The sequence below is a fragment of the Leifsonia aquatica H1aii genome, from assembly GCF_000633535.1.
In the GTDB taxonomy this organism is placed as follows: domain Bacteria; phylum Actinomycetota; class Actinomycetes; order Actinomycetales; family Microbacteriaceae; genus Leifsonia; species Leifsonia aquatica_A.
In genome coordinates, this window is sequence record NZ_AYMR01000018.1 from 171,394 (window position 1) to 189,858 (window position 18,465).

The 18,465-nt window shown below is 71.1% G+C and carries 15 protein-coding genes; 7 read left to right on the forward strand and 8 right to left on the reverse strand.

The features are described 5' to 3' along the window. Nucleotides 1-19 precede the first annotated feature (19 nt). Nucleotides 20-901 (forward strand): LysR family transcriptional regulator ArgP, encoded by an 882-nt coding sequence (locus U870_RS0116735; protein WP_025158525.1) that lies wholly within the window; start codon nucleotides 20-22, stop codon nucleotides 899-901. Nucleotides 902-925: 24 nt separating this feature from the next. On the opposite strand, the gene U870_RS0116740 is transcribed toward U870_RS0116735, so the two are convergent. Then, on the reverse strand, nucleotides 926-3,808 hold the full coding sequence (locus tag U870_RS0116740) for an aminotransferase (protein ID WP_025158526.1): 2,883 nt from the start codon (nucleotides 3,806-3,808) through the stop codon (nucleotides 926-928). A 102-nt stretch (nucleotides 3,809-3,910) separates the two neighbouring features. On the opposite strand from U870_RS0116740, the gene U870_RS0116745 reads away from it, so the two are divergent. After that, complete coding sequence (locus U870_RS0116745) at nucleotides 3,911-4,294, forward strand: DUF3054 domain-containing protein (protein ID WP_025158527.1); 384 nt, start codon at nucleotides 3,911-3,913, stop codon at nucleotides 4,292-4,294. Between the two features lie 109 nt (nucleotides 4,295-4,403). On the opposite strand, the gene U870_RS0116750 is transcribed toward U870_RS0116745, so the two are convergent. The 4 genes from U870_RS0116750 to U870_RS0116765 all read right to left on the reverse strand — a co-directional run bounded on the left by U870_RS0116750 (nucleotide 4,404) and on the right by U870_RS0116765 (nucleotide 8,869). Beyond that, on the reverse strand, nucleotides 4,404-5,690 hold the full coding sequence (locus tag U870_RS0116750; RefSeq protein ID WP_025158528.1) for a DUF445 domain-containing protein: 1,287 nt from the start codon (nucleotides 5,688-5,690) through the stop codon (nucleotides 4,404-4,406). Further along, nucleotides 5,687-6,799 carry an aminopeptidase P family protein gene (locus U870_RS0116755; protein ID WP_025158529.1) on the reverse strand — a complete coding sequence of 371 codons (1,113 nt, stop codon included), beginning with the start codon at nucleotides 6,797-6,799 and terminating at the stop codon, nucleotides 5,687-5,689. Before U870_RS0116755 ends, U870_RS0116750 begins: the two co-directional genes overlap by 4 nt. Before the next feature lie 105 nt (nucleotides 6,800-6,904). Beyond that, nucleotides 6,905-8,062, reverse strand: a complete 1,158-nt coding sequence (locus U870_RS0116760; RefSeq protein ID WP_025158530.1) for an acyl-CoA dehydrogenase family protein — start codon at nucleotides 8,060-8,062, stop codon at nucleotides 6,905-6,907. A gap of 51 nt (nucleotides 8,063-8,113) precedes the next feature. Then, on the reverse strand, nucleotides 8,114-8,869 hold the full coding sequence (locus tag U870_RS0116765) for an SDR family NAD(P)-dependent oxidoreductase (protein WP_025158531.1): 756 nt from the start codon (nucleotides 8,867-8,869) through the stop codon (nucleotides 8,114-8,116). A 58-nt stretch (nucleotides 8,870-8,927) separates the two neighbouring features. On the opposite strand from U870_RS0116765, the gene U870_RS0116770 reads away from it, so the two are divergent. Together U870_RS0116770 and U870_RS0116775 are read left to right on the forward strand one after the other, a co-directional pair. Next, entirely contained in the window at nucleotides 8,928-9,623 is a 696-nt protein-coding gene (locus U870_RS0116770; protein ID WP_025158532.1) for a TetR/AcrR family transcriptional regulator, read from the forward strand. Nucleotides 9,624-9,631: 8 nt separating this feature from the next. Then, on the forward strand, nucleotides 9,632-10,426 hold the full coding sequence (locus tag U870_RS0116775) for an alpha/beta fold hydrolase (protein WP_052357794.1): 795 nt from the start codon (nucleotides 9,632-9,634) through the stop codon (nucleotides 10,424-10,426). A 42-nt stretch (nucleotides 10,427-10,468) separates the two neighbouring features. Here U870_RS0116775 and U870_RS23275 read toward each other — a convergent pair whose 3' ends face one another. Further along, complete coding sequence (locus tag U870_RS23275) at nucleotides 10,469-11,068, reverse strand: TetR/AcrR family transcriptional regulator (protein ID WP_025158534.1); 600 nt, start codon at nucleotides 11,066-11,068, stop codon at nucleotides 10,469-10,471. Nucleotides 11,069-11,165: 97 nt separating this feature from the next. On the opposite strand from U870_RS23275, the gene U870_RS0116785 reads away from it, so the two are divergent. Both U870_RS0116785 and U870_RS0116790 read left to right on the forward strand, forming a co-directional pair. Continuing rightward, on the forward strand, nucleotides 11,166-12,335 hold the full coding sequence (locus tag U870_RS0116785) for a hypothetical protein (RefSeq protein ID WP_025158535.1): 1,170 nt from the start codon (nucleotides 11,166-11,168) through the stop codon (nucleotides 12,333-12,335). Between the two features lie 59 nt (nucleotides 12,336-12,394). Then, the gene (locus tag U870_RS0116790) at nucleotides 12,395-13,375 is read left to right on the forward strand and encodes an aldo/keto reductase (RefSeq protein ID WP_025158536.1); all 981 of its coding nucleotides are present in this window, start codon (nucleotides 12,395-12,397) and stop codon (nucleotides 13,373-13,375) included. An 80-nt stretch (nucleotides 13,376-13,455) separates the two neighbouring features. Here the strand turns inward: U870_RS0116790 and U870_RS0116795 are convergent, their stop codons facing one another. Both U870_RS0116795 and U870_RS0116800 read right to left on the reverse strand, forming a co-directional pair. After that, the gene (locus U870_RS0116795; RefSeq protein WP_240183737.1) at nucleotides 13,456-14,226 is read right to left on the reverse strand and encodes an endonuclease domain-containing protein; all 771 of its coding nucleotides are present in this window, start codon (nucleotides 14,224-14,226) and stop codon (nucleotides 13,456-13,458) included. Nucleotides 14,227-14,468: 242 nt separating this feature from the next. After that, on the reverse strand, nucleotides 14,469-15,680 hold the full coding sequence (locus U870_RS0116800) for an MFS transporter (protein WP_025158538.1): 1,212 nt from the start codon (nucleotides 15,678-15,680) through the stop codon (nucleotides 14,469-14,471). Between the two features lie 309 nt (nucleotides 15,681-15,989). Between U870_RS0116800 and U870_RS0116805 the strand changes: the two genes are divergently transcribed. Further along, a complete protein-coding gene (locus U870_RS0116805; protein ID WP_025158539.1) occupies nucleotides 15,990-18,464 on the forward strand; it encodes a ribonucleoside-diphosphate reductase subunit alpha in 2,475 nt (824 codons plus the stop codon). Nucleotide 18,465: the final 1 nt, after the last annotated feature.

Genomic DNA, 18,465 nt, shown 5'->3' on the forward strand with positions numbered 1-18,465 from the left:
ACCATTAGCATCGCTGTTGATGGATGCGCGATTCGAACACCTGAAGACTCTGGCCGCCGTGGTCGACCACGGCACCTTCGAACGAGCGGCGACGGCGCTGCACGTCACGCCCTCCGCGGTCAGTCAGCGCGTGAAGGCGCTGGAGGAGCAGGCCGGCCGGGTGCTCGTGCGTCGCAGCAAGCCGATCGAACCGACCGAGGCGGGGCGCGTCCTGCTGCGTCTCGCCCGGCAGGTTGCGGTGCTGGAGGCCGAGGCCGCCGGCGATCTCGCAGCCGCCGAGGGGGCGCTGACCAGCATCCCGCTCGTGGTCAACGCCGACTCGCTCTCCACCTGGGTGCTCCCGGCCCTGGCGAGCCTGCCGGAGCTGGTGTTCGACATCGCCCTCGACGATCAGGAGCACACGCTCGACCGGCTGCGCGACGGCACGGCGATGGCCGCGATCGGCTCGGACCCCGATCCGGTGCAGGGCTGCACCGTCGCACCGCTGGGCGCGATGGTCTATCGCGCAGTCGCGAGCCCCGCCTTCGTCGACCGTTGGGCGCCGGCCGGCTGGAACCCGCGCGCGGCCGACGCCGCCCCGATGCTCGTCTACGACCGCAAGGACGCCCTCCAGGACCGCTACCTCGCCCGCTTCGCGCCCGAGGCGAGACCGCCGCGGCAGTACGTGCCCGCGTCGACCGAGTTCGTGCGCGCCGCGGAGCTCGGCCTGGGCTGGGGGATGCTGCCCGATCTCCAGACCGTCGCCCCGCTGGCAGACGGCCGGCTGGTGCTGCTCGACGACGCCGCCGAGTCGGTGGAGCTGCACTGGCACCAATGGTCGATGCGCTCCGCCGCACTCGGCGCCGTCTCGGACGCGATCGCTGCGGCCGCCGCGACGTCCCTGCGTCCGTCGCGGCGCTGAGTCCGGCCCCGGGCGCCGGAGAACTCAGAGCGTGGACAGCACCAGGTCGAGGGCGTCCGCGAACCGATCCGCGCTCGCACGGGTGATGCACAGCGGCGGCTTGATCTTGAGCACGTTCTTGAAGTCGCCGGTGGGCTGCACGATGGCGCCTTCGGCGAGCATCCGCTCGCAGATCAGCGTCGCCTCGGCCGAGGCGGGGGTCATCGCCGCACGGTCCAGCACCAGCTCCACGCCCAGGTAGAGCCCCATGCCGTGCACGGCGCCGACGATCGGGTGCCGCTCGCCGAGCTCGCGCAACCGGGCGGCGAGGTGATCGCCGACCACGACCGCGTTCTCCTGCAGCCGCTCGTCGCGCATCACGTCGAGCACGGTGAGCCCGACCACGGAGCTGACCGGGCTGCCGCCGGCCGAGGAGAAGAACGAGCCCTCGGCGGCGAACGACTCGGCGATCTCCCGGCGGGTGATCACCGCCCCGAGCGGCTGGCCGTTGCCGACCGCCTTGGCGATCGTGATGACGTCGGGCACGACGCCCTGCTGCTGCGCGCCCCAGAAGTAGTGGCCGAGGCGGCCGAAGCCGACCTGCACCTCGTCGGCGATGCAGACGCCGCCACGGGCGCGGATGCGCTCGTAGACGCCGGCGAGGTAGCCGTCCGGCAGCATGAGGCCGCCGGCGTTGCCGAAGACCGGCTCGGCGATGTACCCGGCCACGTCGATCCCCTCCGCGTCGAGGGCCGCGAGGTCGTCGTCGAGGTCGGCCAGGTACGCGGCGGCGGAGTCCGGTCCGCGGTGCACCCCGCGCAGCGCGTTCGGCGCGGCGACGAGCTTCACCCAGTCCGGACGCGTCTCGAGGGCGCGCGGGTTGTCGCCGAGCGACGACGAGACGGAGTCGGAGCCGACGGTCCAGCCGTGGTACGCCTCCTTCACCGCCAGGATGGTGCGGCGGCCGGTGTGGGTCTGGGCCAGGCGCAGGGCCAGGTCGACCGCCTCGCTGCCGGAGTTGACGAGGAAGACGGTGTCGAGCCCGTCGGGGGCCAGCTCGGCCAGCCGCTCGGTGTAGCGGGACAGCTCCTCGTAGTGGAAGCGCGAGTTGGTGTTGAGCCGGGCCCACTGGTCGCGCACGGCCTCCACGAGACGCGGGTGGCCGTGCCCGATCTGCGTGACGTTGTTCACCATGTCGAGGTAGCTCTGCGCCCCGGTGTCGAACAGGTGGTGCCGCCAGCCGCGCTCGATGAGCGGGGGATGGGCGAAGTAGTGCTCCTGCACCAGCGCGAACGTGTCGTCGCGGCGGGCGAGCGCGCCGGCCGGGTCCGGTACGGGGGCCGTCACGTCGAGTCCGAACAGATCGGACGGGTCGGGGGAGGCCGCCGCCCACAGCGCGAAGGGCGCCGCCGGGGTGACGAACGCCGGCGGACGATGGCCGGCCGCGCGCCCAAGCTGCGCCGTGAGGCGGATGGTCGTCCCGATCTCGTCGCCGGCGGACGCCACAGCGGTGGTCAGCGGCCGCGTCAGGCCGTCCAGCCACAGGTCGGCGTCGTCGCCGCGCAGCACCCAGGCGCCTTCGACCAGCGCGAGCTCGCCGGCGAACGGGGCGGTCACGGGGACGCCGGCGGGGACGTCGAGCGTGACGCCGAGCGCGATCGTGGCCGTGGCTTCGGCGCGGTCGCGCACCGCGCGGGTGAGCCGTGCCTCGCCGTATCGCGTGATCGCGTGGCCGGCCGCGCGGCAGACGCGGGCGAGCGCCTCATCCTCCGCCGCCTGCTCCGTCCACGCTCCCGCGTCCTGATCGCGGCCGAGGACCGACAGGTCGACGAGGTTGTCGGCGCTGCTGGCGAGATCGACCAGCCGGCCGAGGCCGGCCACCGCCGAACCGGCACCGACGACACCGCGGAGCCGGTGCCGGAGCAGCGCCTCCATCTCGTCGGCGTCGATGCGGCGGGCGACGTCGAAGGCCAGCCATTCGTGGGCGCGGTTCTCGTCCGCGTAGGCGTTGTCGCCGTCCAGCGCCACCTGCTGCTCCCCGCTGACGACGAGGACCGCCCCACGCAGGACGACGAGCGGCCACAGGGCGGCGAGGTCGGCGTCGTCGAGGGGGGAGCGCTCGTGGAACGCGTCCACCACCTCCAGCACCGCAGCGAACGGCTCCTCGGGTACGTGGTGCAGCACGCTGGTCACCGTGGCGGCCAGCTCGCCGACCAGCCAACCGTCGGCCACATCGCCGAAGTCGATGACGCCCGGGCCGGAGGCGCCGAGCACGATGTTGTCGTCCGTCACGTCGCCGTGGGTCGCCTGCACCCGCAGCCGGGAGCGCAGCGGCTCCAGCCGGGCCAGCGCGGCATCGGTCGCGGCCCGCACCACGCGGCGCTTGGCGGGCTGCTCGACGTGGTCGAGCAGCAGGTCCACGACCTCGCCCCCGATGCGGGAGTCCCACTGGGTCGTCCGATCCAGGCCCGGATGCCGCAGCCCGGCGAGGCCGGCGGCGATCCCGCCGGCGAGACCGCCCAGGGTGCGCAACTGCTCGCTGCTCGGGTGGGCGACGTCGGTGAGCGGGTCGCCGTCCAGGAAGCTGAGGACGCGGGCGTGCAGCTCCACCCCGCGCACGTCGACGGCCGCGAGCTCGTCGCCACCGGTCGCGGTGACCACGGCGGGGACACGGATGCCCGAACCGGCCAGGGCGCCGAGGGCCGCGTTCTGGGCCAGCAGCTCGTCGGCCGAGAACACGGGATTGGCGATCTTGAGCACGTACCGGCTCTCGCCGGTGTCGATGAGGAAGTTGCGATCCTGCTGGCTGCCGAGCTCCGTCACCGTGCCGGCCAGGCCGAACCGCTCGGCCGCGATCGCACCGGCGTCGTCCGGGGTGATGTCCGGTCGGGGAAGCGAGGGCTGGTCGAGGAAGTCGAAATTCGGCACGGATGCTCCAGGGCTCGTCGGCGGGCTGCGCCCAGTCTACTGAGCGCGCAGGCGCGCTCGGCACCCAGCGAACGCACGGACATCGGCGCGTAGCATCAACGCGTGAAATCCTGGAGGACGGCGGTCGCGGCATTCGTGATCGACGCCGCCCTCGTGCTGCTCTTCGTGCTCGTCGGCCGACGCAGCCACGGCGAGTCCGCCGGGATCGGCGGGCTCGTGACGACCCTCTGGCCCTTCCTGCTCGGGCTGGTCGCCGGGTGGCTGGTGACCTGGGCGTGGCGCCGCCCGCTCGCTGTGGTCTGGCCCGGCGTGCCGATCTGGCTGATGACGGTCGCGCTCGGGATGCTCATCCGCACCTCGGCCGGGCAGGGTGTCCAGCCGAGCTTCATCGCGGTCGCCTTCGTCGTGCTCGGCGTCTTCCTCGTCGGCTGGCGGCTCGTGGCGCTCCCGTTCGTGCGCCGCCGCGCCCTCCGCCGCGCCGCCTGACCCCGCCTCCATCCCTTGAATCGCGGGAATGGCGGCGCGCTACCGCACATGTGGTCCGCATCGCGCTGGTGCTGCGGTGCTGCGGTGCTGTGGTGCTGGAGCGTCGCGGTCAGGGGAGGGCGGCGGCCACGAGGGTCGCGACCGTGTAGATCGCGAGACCGGCCAGCGCGCCGACCACGGTGCCGTTGATCCGGATGAACTGGAGGTCCCGGCCGACCTGGGTCTCGATCTTGTCGGTCGTCTCCGCCGCATCCCACCCGCGAACGGTCTCGCCGATGATGCCGGCGATGTCGTGCCGGTACGCGGTGACGAGGTGGAGGGCGGCGTCGGTGATGCGGGCGTTGAGCGAGGCGCGCAGCCCGGGGTCGGCGGCGACCCGTCGGGCGGCGTCGGCGAGGGCGACCTCCGCCCGGCCGCGCAGCTCGCTCGCCGGATCGGACAGGGCGCTCACGGCCGCGTTCCTTGCCGCCTCCCACGCCGACGCCGCGAGCTCCCGGATGCGCGGGTCGTCGAAGGCGCGCTCCTTCGCCGACTCCAGCCGGGCGATCGTGTCGGGGTCGTGCTGCAGGCGCTCGGCCAGCTGCCCGAGGGCGTCGTCGATCGCGTGGCGCATCCGGTGCTCGGGGTCGCGCCGCACGTCCGACAGGAAGCGGCGCGCCTCCGCGTGCAGCCGATCGTCGACCATCCGGTCCACGAACGAGGGCACCCACGACGGCAGCCGACGTGAGACCAGCGTGGCGAACGCGTCGGGATGGGCGGCGAGCCAGTCGTCCACCCGGTCCAGCACCAGGTCGACGACCTCGCGCTGCCCGCCGGACGCGAGCACCTTCTCTCCCAGACGCCCGAGGGGAGGCCCCCACTCCGGTTCGATCAGGTGGGTGCGGACCACCGCTTCGAGCGCCTCGCGCATCCGCTCGTCGTCGAGCAGTCCGACCAGCCCGACGAGGGCGGCGGACCCCTCGGCCACCACCCGTCGGGCGTTCTCGGGGTCGGCGAGCCAGCCGCCGAGGGCGCCCGCGATGTCGATCGAGCCGAGTTTGCCGGCGACCACGTCGTCGGCGAGGAAGTTGGTCTCCACGAACTCGCCCAGGCTCTCGCCGATCTCATCCTTGCGGGTCGGAATGATCGCCGTGTGCGGGATGCGCAGTCCGAGTGGATGACGGAACAGTGCGGTCACCGCGAACCAGTCCGCGAGCGCGCCGACCATGGCGCCCTCGGCGGCCGCGCGCACATAGCCGAGCCAGGGGTAGCGGGTCTGCAGCGCGAAGGCGACCGCGAAGATCACGGCGGCGACGATCAGCAGCGATGTCGCGAGGACCTTCATCCGGCGCAGGGCGCGCCGCCGTTCGGCATCGTGCTCCTCCGCCGGGGAGAGGACCTCGGGTGCCGACGTCATCGGACCAGGTGCAGCTCGCGGCTGGTGTTGTTCAGCCGGTGCGCGCCATCCTCCGCGGCGACCACGATGTCCTCGATCCGCACGCCGAACCGGCCGGGCAGGTAGATCCCCGGTTCGATCGAGAAGCACATCCCGGCCTCGATCGGCAGCTTCTCGCCCTCCACGAGGTAGGGCGGTTCGTGCGTCGTGGTGCCGATGCCGTGGCCCACCCGATGGATGAACCGCTCGCCATAGCCGGCGTCGCTGATGACGGCACGGGCGACGCGGTCGATCTCCTGCAGCGGGACGCCGACGGCGACCGCGTCGAACGCGGCCTGCTGGGCGCGCTTCACGACCTCGAAGACCTCGTGCTCCTCATCCGTCGGCTCGCCCACGTGCACGGTGCGGGTCGTGTCGGACCCGTACCCGTCCATCAGCCCGCCGAAGTCGAGGACGACCATGTCGCCGTCGAGGATCGTGCGGTCGCCGGCCTCGTGATGCGGGTTCGCTCCGTTCGGGCCGGAGCCGACGACCGTGAAGTCGACCTGGCTGTGACCGTGCTCCCGCAGCAGCCGGTCGAGATCGGCGGCGACCTCCCGCTCCGTGCGCCCGGAGAAGCGGACGGCGAGGATGTCCTCGAACGTCGCGTCGGCCGCAGCGCCCGCCGCGGCGAGCCGATCGATCTCGTCGGCGCCCTTCACCGCGCGCAACATCGGCAGTGCGCGGGAGAACGAGGCGAACCGTGCCCGGGGGAGCCTCTGCTGCAGGCCCAGGAGGTGCATCGCCCAGAGCGCGTCCGACACGGCGTACCGGCCGTCCTCCGCCAACAGTGCCGCGGTCGGCACGTACTCGTCCTCGCCGTCGGACCAGTCGACGATCCGGAACGCGCCGGATGCGCGGGTGGCGGCGGCGCTGCCGTGCTCCAGGGCGGGGACGATCATCGTCGGCTCGCCCGCCGTCGGGACGACGAGGAGGGTGATCCGCTCGGTGGTCGCGATCGGCAGGTAGTCGGCGAAGTACGCGAGGTCCGGTCCGGGCGCCACCAGCAGGGCGTCGAAGCCTGCCGCGCGTGCCTGCGCTGCTCCCCGCCGCAGTCGTTCCGCGTAGTGCTGCGCCGTGATCTGCTGCATGGTGCCTCCGATTCGCTGGGATGGAGCCTGTGTGCGCGGGTGCCGGAGCCGGGAGCGCCGGAGCGGAGCGCCGGCGCCGGGTACCCGTTCGCCGGGTGGGCCCGGTCAGCCGTCCGCCGGGCCGAGCCAGGCAGAAGCGACCGTGCTGTGCGCGGATTCCGCGTCGGACGGATGGAAGATGCCCGCCAGCACGTCCCGGTACAGCCTCCCGAGCTCGCTGCCGGAGAAGTAGGTCGAGCCTCCCGAGACCCGCACGGCCTGATCGACCACGCGCCGGGCCGTCTCGGTGGCGCGGACCTTGAGGCCGACGAGCTTCGGGAACCAGAGCGCGCCGTGGTCCGCCCGCATGTCGACGTCGCGGGCGAGCGCGTCGAGCTGCGGGAGCAGGGCGTCCTGATCGATCGCCGCCTCGGCCACCCGCCAGCGGATGTCCGGGTCGCTCGCGTAGCTGCGGCCGCCGTCCTTCAGGCTGGTGCGCCGGTGGGCCGCGGCGACGGCGAGATCGAGCGCGCGAGCGCCGATGCCGGTGTAGACGGACGCGAGCAGGATCTCGAAGTTGGCGAAGATCGCGAACACCAGCGGATCGGGGTTGGGCCCGGGATCGAGTCGCCGCACGATCCGGTCGGCCGGGGAGCGGGCGCCGTCGAGCACGGTTGTGCGGCTCTGCGTGGCGCGCATCCCGATGCTGTCCCAGTCGTCGCGGATCTCGAACCCGCCGCCGTCGCGGTCGATGAAGCCGTAGACGATCTTCGGTGCGTCGGCGCTCGCGGTGTCGAGGCCCATGGTGCCGAGGCGCGTCCACGCGGGGGAGAGGGAGGTGAAGATCTTGCGGCCGTGGAAGGTGTACGAGCCGTCGTCCGCGGGGCGGGCCTCCGTGGTCGAGCCGAACAGCACGAGGTCGTTGCCCGCCTCGCTCAGGCCGAAGGCGAAGACCTCGCCCGCTCCGGCCTCCCGGAGCACGAGGTCGAGCGAGTCGTCGCCGCGGTCGTGCAGCGTCTTCGCGATGCCGGTCCAGACCAGGTGCATGTTGACGGCGAGGGCGGTCGCGGGAGCGGCGCCCGCCAGCCGAGCCTGCAGTCGCGCGGTCTGCTCGAGGCCGAGTCCGAGCCCGCCGAACTCGATCGGGACCAGCGCGCGCAGGTAGCCGATCTCGGCCAGCTCGGCGAAGTCCTCGTCGAAGAAGCGGTTCTCGGCGTCGTAGACGGCCGCACGGCCCCGGAACCGCTCCAGGAGGTCGTCGCCCAACAGCTCGTGCTCGGTCACGCTCCTCAGCCTACGGGAGCGGGACCGCGCACGACACGGGGGAGACGGCGCTCACTGAGCGGTGTAGCCGCCGTCCACCAGGTGGTAGCTGCCCGTGATGAAGCTCGCGGCGTCCGATGCGAGGAAGGCGACCAGTGCGGCGACCTCCTCGGGCTCGCCCAGGCGACCGAGGGCGTGCTTGCCCTCGAGGAACGCGAGCGCGTCGGCGGAGAGGTTGGCTTCCACGAGCGGGGTGCGGATGAAGCCGGGGCCGACCGCGACGACGCGCACCTTCTCGGCTGCGTACTCGAGCGCGGCGTTCTGCGTGAGGCCGAGCAGCGCGTGCTTGGCGGTGACGTACGCCGACGAGTTGGCGAAGCCGACGCTGCCGAGGATGGACGCCATGTTGACGATCGCACCGCCACCGTTCGCGGCCATGGCCTTCAGCTGCGGCTGCATGCCGTAGAACACGGCGTTGAGGTTGACCTCGATGACCTTGCGCCAGCTGTCGAGCGAGTAGTCGCCGACGGTGGCGGCTTCGCCGCCGATGCCCGCGTTGTTGACCGCGATCTTGAGCGGCGCCAGAGCGTTCGCTGCGGCGACGCTGGCCTCGCCGAACGCGGGGTCGGTCACGTCGCCCGCGAGCGCGGAGGCCGTTCCGCCCGCGGCCTCGATCTCGGCCACGACGGCCTGCGCGTGCTCCTCGTTCAGGTCGGTCACGAGGACCGCCGCGCCGCTGGCCGCGAGGGTGAGCGCCACGGCGCGCCCGATGCCCGAGCCGCCTCCGGTCACGATCGCGGACCGGTCGGCGACGTCGTACTGAGCCATGAAAATCTCCCTTCAGATATCCGACACCTGTCGGATAACTCCATTGTACGATCGAAAAGTGGATGCCCGCCAGGAGAAGACGATCGCCCGACTGACCGCGGCGATCCTGGACCTCGCGACCGCGGGGCCGGTCGCCGATGTGTCGGTGTCGGCGCTCGCCGCGGCCGCCGGTGTCCACCGCTCCACCGTGTACACCTACGCCGCCTCGCCGGTGGAGCTGCTGCAGCGGGTGCTGCGCACGGAACTCGACGACCTGCGGGCCGCGTACCTCGTCGGTGTCGCACCGGAGGAGGCTGCGGACGCCGTGAGCGGGGTCACCCGCGCGGTGCTCCAGCACGTCGACGCGCACGACGTCATCTATCGGCGCGGGCTCGGAGCCGAGAGCGGCAGCTCCAGCCTCCACGCTCTGCTGAGCGAGCACTTCGAGGGGTCCATCGAACTGCTGCTCGAGCAGCACAGCGTCGACGTCCCCGCCGCCGACGCGGTCGAGCGCCGCACCATCGCGCGCTACCTGGCCGACGGGACGATCGGCGCGATCGACGTCTGGCTCAGCCGCCCACGACCGCGCGATGTGGACGGGCTGCTCGCCCTGATCGGGCGGCTGACGCCGGCCTGGTGGCCGGATCGGGCGACGGCGCCCGCATCGCCCTCCCCGATCTCCTCCGCAGCGTCGTCCCCGGTGCCGCCCGGAGCGCCGTCCGCAGCGTCGTCCCCGACGCCGACCTCGGCGTCCGTGGAGGTGCGCCGCCCATAATGGGAGCCATGGGCCGGCTGCGGAACGTCTTCGACAGCTGGTTCCGCCGCGCGCCGCTCCTCAACATCGCCGGAGACGAGGGCGACGGCCCGGTCGTCGTGCTCGTCCACGGGATCGCCTCGTCGTCGGTGACGTTCCAGAACCTCGTGCCCCTGCTCGAGCCGAGCCACCGGGTCGTCTCGGTCGACATCCTCGGCTTCGGGCGATCGCCGGCACCGGCCGACGCGACCTACACACTCGAGGAGCATGTCGACGCCCTGCACCGCACCCTCCGCTCGCTGCGGCTCCGCGCCCCGTTCGTGCTGGTCGGGCACTCGCTCGGCGCCCTGATCGCTGCGCGCTACGCCGCCGATCATCCCGCCGCCGTCACCCGGCTCGTGCTGGTCGGGCCACCGGTCTACGGCCGGCCCGAGGCGATCGGCGACCGCCGGGTGCGCACCCGGGTCAGCGCCTACCTGCGCGCTTACGAGTTCCTGCGGGCGAACAAGGAGTTCACCATGATGAACGCCACGGTGCTCGCGCGGATGCTGCCCATCAAGGGTGTCTTCGAGATCACCGAGCGCACCTGGACGCCGTTCGTCCTGTCTCTGGAGAACTGCATCGAGAAGCAGACGGTGGTGAGCGACCTCGCCCGCGTCCGCGTCCCGGTGCACGTGGTCTACGGGACGCTCGACGCGTTCATCGCGCCGGGGAGCCTCGCCGTGATCGAGGCCATGCGCAGCGTCACCATGCACCGGGTGGAGGCCAACGACCACATCATCCGCAAGCGGCTGGCGCGGGTGGTCGCCGCGGCGTGCGGCTGAGCCCCAGGTACCCACTGGGGGCGCCCGCTGGGGTGCGTCCGCTCAGGAGGTCGGGAGCCGCACGGTGTCCACGACGGCGAGGTAGGCCTCACCGTCGAAACCGGCGAACAGCGCCGACTGCGTGACGTAGCCGTGCACCATCCCGACATAGAGGGGGACGTGACGCTGGGCCAGCGCGGTCGCGGCGGTTCGGTCGAGACCGGCGGAGTCCAGGTACCACTGGGTCAGATAGCCGCAGAACATGTCGGTGACCCGGGTGCCGATCTCGGTCGCGACCTCCCGCAGCTCGGGATTGATCGGCACCTGGCCCCAGACCTGGAGCAGCAGCTGCAGCTCGCCGACCTGGTCCGCGAGGCCCGTGACCAGCAGGCGGACGACCTCACCGGGAGTGGGGAGCGGGTCGCGCTCGCGGGCTGTGGCGACGTCGAGGAAGCGCGCGTCCATGATCTCGGCGACGGCGAGCCGGATGAGTTCGTCCTTGCTCTTGTAGTGGCCGTAGATGGCGCCGGCGGAGAGGCCCGACTCCTCGATGATGTCGGCCATCGAGGTCGCCGCGAAGCCCGAGCGGGCGAAGAGGCGCAGAGCGGCCCGGGTGATCTGCTGGCGCCGGGCAGCCTTGTGCTCCTCGGTGACTTTGGGCATCGCGGCCTCCCTGCACAAAAAACGAACGACCGTTCTTGACAATACCCGATTGCAGGTTCACCATAAAGAACGATCATTCGTTTTCAGTGGAGTACCCATGCCCGACAACACCCTCGTCCCGAGCCCGCCCGCAGCCCCCGACATCGACGCCTCCCGCGACGCCGACGCGGCCGGCCGCACGACCGGGCACGGAGCCCACACCGCCGGGCCCGTCGCCCACACCGCCGGACCGGTCGCCCACACGCCTTGGCTGCGCTCGGTCCTGCTCGCGATCGCCGCCGCCGCCGCGGTGCTGGTCGTCCTCCTCGCCTTCCTCTGGCCGACCGTCACCTCCTCGGTCAAGGATCTGCCGATCGCGATCGCCGGAGACAGCGCTCAGGCGACGCAGGTCGAGAAGCAGCTCGACAGCGCGGCCGACGGCGTCTTCGACCTCACGACCACCGCGACGCGTGCCGACGCCGTCCACCTCATCGAGACGCGCCAGGTCTACGGAGCCATCGTCCTGGGTGACAAGCCCGAGGTCCTCACGGCCTCCGCGAACGGCGCCGCCGTCACGCAGCTGCTCGGCCAGGTGGCGACCACGATCCAGGCTCAGGCGAACGCACAGGCGGCCGCCGCCGTGCAGCAGGCGATCGCCGCAGGGAAGGCCCCGGCCGGGACGGTCGCGCCGACCATCACGGTCACGGTCACCGACGTCGTCCCGCTCTCGTCCGATGACGCCCGCGGCCTCGGCCTCTCGGCCTCCTCGTTCCCGCTGGTGCTCGGCGGGATGATCGGCGGCATCCTCATCTCCCTGCTCGTCGCCGGCAGCTGGCGCCGACTCGTCGCCGTGGTCGTCTACGCGGCGGCGGGCGGGCTGGGCGTCACCGCCGTGATGCAGGGCTGGTTCGGCATCCTGCAGGGCGGCTTCCTGGTCAACTCCCTCGCCGTCGGGCTCTCCATGTTCGCCACCGCGGGCTTCATCGTCGGGATGAACGCGCTGATCGGGCGTGCGGGCATCCCGGTCGGGGCGGTGCTCACGATGCTGGTCGGCAACCCGCTCTCCGCGGCCGCACAGCCGCTGCAGTTCATCACCGGGCCGTGGGGCGAGATCGGGCAGTGGTTCGTGCCCGGAGCCTCCGTCACCCTGCTGCGCGACCTCTCCTACTTCCCGGACGCGGACGCCTCCGGACCGTGGCTGGTGCTGCTGGGCTGGGCGGCGCTCGGGCTGGTCGGGATGCTTCTCGGGCACTTCCGCAACCAGCGCGTGGTCGCGGCGGCGGCCTGACCACCGGCCTGACCGCCGGCCCCTGGGTCCCATCCCGGCCACCGGCTAGGGTGGGGCGCATGGAGCAACGGGCGCTGGGAAGGACCGGCCGCGAGGTCTCGGTCGTCGGACTCGGGACCTGGCAGCTCGGCGCCGACTGGGGCGACGTCGACGAGGACGCGGCATTCGAGGTGCTCGACGCCGCGTCCGCCGCCGGGGTCACCTTCTTCGACACCGCCGACGTGTACGGCGACGGCCGCAGCGAACAGCTCATCGGCCGGTTCCGCGCCGCCCGCCCCGACCTCCCGCTGACCGTCGCCACCAAGATGGGGCGTCGGCAGGAGCAGGACCCGGCCAACTTCACCCTCGCGAAGTTCCGCGAATGGACCGACCGCTCCCGCCGCAACCTCGGCGTCGACACCCTCGACCTCGTCCAACTGCACTGCCCGCCGACCCCGGTGTTCTCGAGCGATGCCGTCTACGACGCCCTCGACACCCTGGTCGCGGACGGCGCCATCGCGAACTACGGTGTCAGCGTCGAGACCTGCGACGAAGCCCTCGCCGCCATCGCGCGGCCCGGCACGGCGAGCGTGCAGATCATCCTGAACGCCTTCCGTCTCAAGCCTCTCGACCAGGTGCTGCCCGCGGCCCGTGCCGCCGGGGTCGGGATCATCGCGCGCGTCCCGCTCGCCTCCGGCCTGCTGAGCGGCCGCTACACCGAGCAGACCGCGTTCGCCGCCGACGACCACCGCTCGTTCAACCGGCACGGCGAGGCCTTCGACGTGGGCGAGACGTTCTCGGGCGTCGACTACGCGGAGGGCGTGCTCGCCGCCCGCGAGTTCGCTGCGCTCGCCCCCGAGGGCTTCACGCCCGCCCAGACCGCCCTCGCGTGGATCATCGCGCAGCCCGGCGTCTCGACCGTCATCCCCGGCGCCCGCTCGGCGGACCAGGCGCGCGCCAACGCCGCCGCCGCGCGCTTCCCCCGCCTCCCCGACCTCGACCCCGCCGTCCGCGCCATCTACGACACCCACTTCCGCGCCGCCATCCACCCCCGCTGGTAGCCCGCCGCACCACCCGAAGTTCACGTAGTTGCGCTCATTCACGCGTTTTGAGCGCAACTACGTGAACTTCGGATGGCGATTCAGGCGCGGAGGAGCCTGCGGAGGCGAGTGAGCAGCTCGGCGGGGTGCGCGATGTCGTCGGCGGTGACACGCACCATGCGCCAGCCGAGGTCCTCCAGGCGTTCGCGGCGACGGATGTCTTTGCGCCAGACATCGCGGTCCACCCGGTGGATGTCGCCCTCGTACTCGAGCGCGACTCTGGCGCTCGGGTACGCGAGATCCACCCGCGCGATGAAGCGGTCGCCGTCGTGGATCTCCCGGTTGAGCTGGGGCATCGGCAGCCCGGCCTCGACGAGCAGCAGCCGGAGCCGTGTCTCCCCGGGGGACTCCGACCCCGCGCGGACCTGTTCGATCGCCTGGCGCGCGCGAGCGATTCCGCGACGGCCGGCCGACGCCGCGATCCGGTGCGCGAGCGCCTCCCGGGTGGACAATGGCGCACCGCCGGCGACGAGATGGTCGCCGGCGACGACGAGTGCGCGCACCGGTAGGAGCGATGCCAGATCGATCCACGTCTGCGCGGGAGTGGTGAGGGGAAGACCGTCGAACTCCGTCGTCGCCCAGTCCGTCAGTTTGTGGCCGACGAATCCGGCGATCTCGGGAGCGCGGCCGGGAGCCGGGACGCTCACATGGATCGCGGGATCGATCCCCGGCGGAAGGGGAACGCCGAGGAGCAGCGCCGCTGTCGTATGGCTGAAAGCGAAATCCAGGCGCCGGTGCCGGGCGTAGGCGCGGCATCTCTCGACCAGTCCGTCCGCGCCGACGGCGAGGCGCGCTCCTCGGAACGGTCGCACCAGGTCACTGCTCCGCAGGCGAGACCGTGACAGACCCTGATCGAGCGCTTCTCGGACGAGGAATGGGGAGTCCGAGAGGGGGGACGGAAGGGCGCTGTGCTGTCGTGCCATCACCGCACTCTGCCAGCCCAGGCACCGAGCCTCCCACGTTATCCACAGCCCGCGCCGCCGAAGTTCACGTAGTTGCCCTCAAAAGCGCGAAATGGGCGCAACTACGTGAACTTCGGCGGGAGTCTCGCGGGTCAGGAGGGGACGACGGGGACGGGCTCGGTGTCGGGGATGGGGGAGGCGTCGCGACCGCGGAGGTCCGGGTGGACGCGGTGGGCCAGAGCGGCGACGACGAAGCCGACCAGGGCGAAGAGGGCGGCGGCCCAGAAGGCGCCCATCGCGCCGAAGCCGTCGATGAGGAATCCGGCGAGGGCCGAGCCGAGCGCGGCGCCGATGAGCTGGCCGGTGCCGACCCACCCGTACGCCTCGGCCGTGTCGGAGAACTTCACGCTGGCCGAGACGATGGCGAACAGCACCGCGAGCGCCGGGGCGATGCCGACACCGGCGATGAGGAGGGTGGCCGACAGCGCCCACGGCGACCAGAGCATGAAGCTCGACAGGGCGACGCCGATGAAGACGAGCAGCATGCGGCGGGCGGTGGCCCACGGGCCGATCGGCACATGGCCGAACGCGAGGCCGCCGGCCAGGGAGCCGACCGACCAGATGGCGAGCACGATCCCGGAGAGCGGCGAGCCCTCGTCGAACGTCGCGACCACCCCGGCCTCGACCGCCGCGCAGGAGCCGATGAGCAGGAAGCCGACGACGGTCGCCAGCAGCACGGGAGGCCGCCCGAGCACGACCCCGAACCGGCGTTTGCTGCGCGGGATGCGCACGCGCCCGACCTCGGGGGACGCGATGAACCAGAACCCGCCGAGCAGCATGATCGCCACCGACATCAGGATGCCCTCGACGGTGCCGATCTGGGTCGACACGAATGTGATCGCCACCGGCCCGGCGATCCAGATGATCTCCTGAGCGGACGCGTCGAGCGAGAACAGCGGGGTCAGCTGCCGGGAGTTGACCATCTTGGGGTAGATGGTGCGTACGGCGGGCTGGATCGGCGGCATGCTCAGGCCGGCGAAGAAGGCGACCGCCATGGTGACGGGGATCGGCATGACCAGCAGTCCGATCACGGCGACGGCGACCGCGCAGAACGACAGCGTCGTCCACAGCACGACCCGCATCCCGAGCACGCCCATGAGCCGGCTCGTCATCGGTCCGGCGATGGCTTGCCCGATGCTCATCGCGGCGAGCACGAGCCCGGCGGCGCCGTACGAGTGGTGGACGCGCTCGATGTGCAGCAGGAAGGCGAGCGAGAGCATGCCGAAGGGGAACCGCGCGGTCAGCTGCGCGGCGATGATCCGCGCGACGCCGGGGGTCTTCAGAAGGCTGGAGTAACTGCTCACAAGATATTCACTCTATCGGTCGGGGCCGACGTTCCACGAGGGTCGACAGGGAGGTCGTGGCCCGCATTCGGGGCTGTGGAAATGTGCATAACTCATGCACATCTGTGGACGACACGCCCACTAGATGTGGGGGGATGGAAATGTCGGAGCCCCGCTATATAGTGGTCACACACGGATCGCCGGAGCGCACGGAAATCGTCTCGCGCCGGCTCGATCCACGGGGAAACAGCGCCGGATCAGCCCTTCGAGGCAGCCGGTGCACGACCATGCCGTCACTCGGGTTGAGGGCAGTGCGAAGAGGGAGAGAACGTGGCAATCACCGTCGTGAAGCGCAACGGAGAGCGCGAGCCGTACGACGCCAACAAGATCAACCTGGCCATCGAGACGGCGGCCCAGGGTCTTGACGACAACATCACGTGGGTCACCCAGATCGCGAGCGAACTCGAGCTCACCCTCTTCGACGGCATCACGACCCAGCAGCTCGACGAGGCGGTCATCCAGGTCGCCCTGCAGAACGTCAAGGACGACCCGGCGTTCGACACCGTCGCCGCGCGCCTCCTCCTCAAGACGATCTACAAGCGCGTGCTCGGCGACTACGCCGACGATGCAGAGCTGCTCGCCCTGCACGGCTCGCACTTCCGCGGCTACATCGAGCGCGGCGTCTCCGAGACCCTTCTCGACTCGCGCTTCACGCAGCTCTTCGACCTCGACCGCCTCGCCGCGGCCCTCGACCCGTCGCGCGACGAGCTGCTCAAGTACATCGGCGTCGTCACGCTGAACAACCGCTACGGCATCAAGGCCCGCAACGGCGACTCCCTCGAGGTCCCCCAGTACTTCTGGATGCGGATCGCGATGGGCCTCTCCCTGAACGAGGCCGACCCGACCAGCCACGCCCTCGCCTTCTACGAGAAGATGTCGAAGCTCGAGTACCTGGCCGCGGGCTCCACGCTCGTCAACGCCGGCACCGCCTACCCGCAGCTCTCCAACTGCTTCGTGATGGAGATGCAGGACGACATCGAGCACATCGCCAAGTCGGTGCGTGACGTCATGTGGCTCACCAAGGGCACCGGCGGCATCGGCCTGTCGGTCACCAAGCTGCGCGCCCAGGGCTCGCCGATCCGCTCGAACAACACGACCTCCACCGGCCCGATCCCGTTCATGCACACGATCGACTCGGTGCTGCGCGCGGTGAGCCGTGGCGGCAAGAAGTTCGGCGCCCTGTGCTTCTACATGGAGAACTGGCACATGGACTTCCCGGAGTTCCTGGACCTGCGCCAGAACTCGGGCGACCCCTACCGTCGCACCCGTACGGCGAACACCGCGGTGTGGATCAGCGACGAGTTCATGAAGCGCGTCCAGAACGACCAGGACTGGTATCTGTTCGACCCGCTGGAGGTCGCCGACCTCAACGAGCTCTACGGCAAGGCGTTCTCAGAGCGCTACCAGCACTACATCGACGAGGCCGAGGCCGGTCGCATCACGATGTTCAAGAAGATGAGCGCGCGCGCCCAGTTCAAGGACATCCTGATGAGCCTCCAGACCACCAGCCACCCGTGGCTGACCTGGAAGGACACGATCAACAACCGTGCCCTCAACAACAACACCGGCACCATCCACCTGTCGAACCTCTGCACCGAGATCACGTTGCCGCAGGACCGCGACAACGTCTCGGTCTGCAACCTGGCGTCGATCAACCTCTCCCGTCACATCGTCGACGGCAAGATGGACTTCGCCCGCATCGAGGAGAGCGCCCGCCAGGCGGTGCGCCAGCTGGACAACCTCATCGACATCACCGTGTCGAGCGTCGACGAGGCCGACTTCTCGAACCAGCAGAACCGTGCCATCGGCCTCGGCGTGATGGGTTTCACCGATATCGTCGAGCGTCTCGGTCTCAGCTACGAGAGCGAGGAGGCGTACGCCCTGATCGACGAGATCATGGAGCACGTCTCGTACGCGGCGATCGATGAGAGCGCCGACCTCGCCCAGGAGCGCGGTGCGTACCCGAACTTCGAGGGCTCGCGCTGGTCGAAGGGTCTCGTGCCCTATGACTCGATCGCGCTCACCGAGGCCGACCGCGGCATCCCGATCACGGTCGACCGCACCATCCGCCTCGACTGGGACCACCTGCGCGAGAAGGTCAAGGGCGGCATGCGCAACGCCACCCTGATGGCGATCGCCCCGACGGCGTCGATCGGCCTCGTGGCAGGCACGACCCCCGGCTTCGACCCGCAGTTCTCGCAGATCTTCAGCCGGTCCACCTCGTCGGGCAAGTTCCTCGAGGTCAACCGCAACCTCGTCGCCGCTCTGCAGGAGCGCGGGCTGTGGGAGGACGTGCGCGAGTCGATCCTGCGCTCGCAGGGTGACATCCAGGGCATCGAGGCGATCCCGGACGAGATCAAGGCGACGTTCAAGACCAGCTTCCAGCTTTCGCCGCACGCTTTCATCGAGGTCGCGGCCCGCGCTCAGAAGTGGATCGACCAGGCCATCAGCCGCAACATGTACCTGGAGACCAGGGATATCGGCGACATGATGGACATCTACTACGCGGCCTGGGAGAAGGGCGTCAAGACGACCTACTACCTGCACATGAAGCCGCGTCACCAGGCCGAGCAGTCGACGGTCAAGGTCAACAAGGCCGAGGAGATCTCGGGCGGCCGCACGGGCTTCGCCACCGTCGGCGCGGGCGCTCCCGCCGCCGCGGCCCAGCCCGCCGCTGCCCCGGCTCCCGCCGCGCCCGCTCGCCGCGGGTTCGGTTTCGGAGGACTCTCGGGGGGTGACAAGTAAT

Excerpts from the sequence above, each read along its gene's own strand:
- U870_RS0116735 (WP_025158525.1), top strand. The coding sequence starts at position 20 with ATGGATGCGCGATTCGAACACCTGAAGACTCTGGCCGCCGTGGTCGAC.
- U870_RS0116750 (WP_025158528.1), bottom strand. The coding sequence starts at position 5,690 with ATGACGTCGGCACCCGAGGTCCTCTCCCCGGCGGAGGAGCACGATGCC.
- U870_RS0116755 (WP_025158529.1), bottom strand. The coding sequence starts at position 6,799 with ATGCAGCAGATCACGGCGCAGCACTACGCGGAACGACTGCGGCGGGGA.
- U870_RS0116765 (WP_025158531.1), bottom strand. The coding sequence starts at position 8,869 with ATGGCTCAGTACGACGTCGCCGACCGGTCCGCGATCGTGACCGGAGGC.
- U870_RS0116775 (WP_052357794.1), top strand. The coding sequence starts at position 9,632 with ATGGGCCGGCTGCGGAACGTCTTCGACAGCTGGTTCCGCCGCGCGCCG.
- U870_RS23275 (WP_025158534.1), bottom strand. The coding sequence starts at position 11,068 with ATGCCCAAAGTCACCGAGGAGCACAAGGCTGCCCGGCGCCAGCAGATC.
- U870_RS0116785 (WP_025158535.1), top strand. The coding sequence starts at position 11,166 with ATGCCCGACAACACCCTCGTCCCGAGCCCGCCCGCAGCCCCCGACATC.
- U870_RS0116790 (WP_025158536.1), top strand. The coding sequence starts at position 12,395 with ATGGAGCAACGGGCGCTGGGAAGGACCGGCCGCGAGGTCTCGGTCGTC.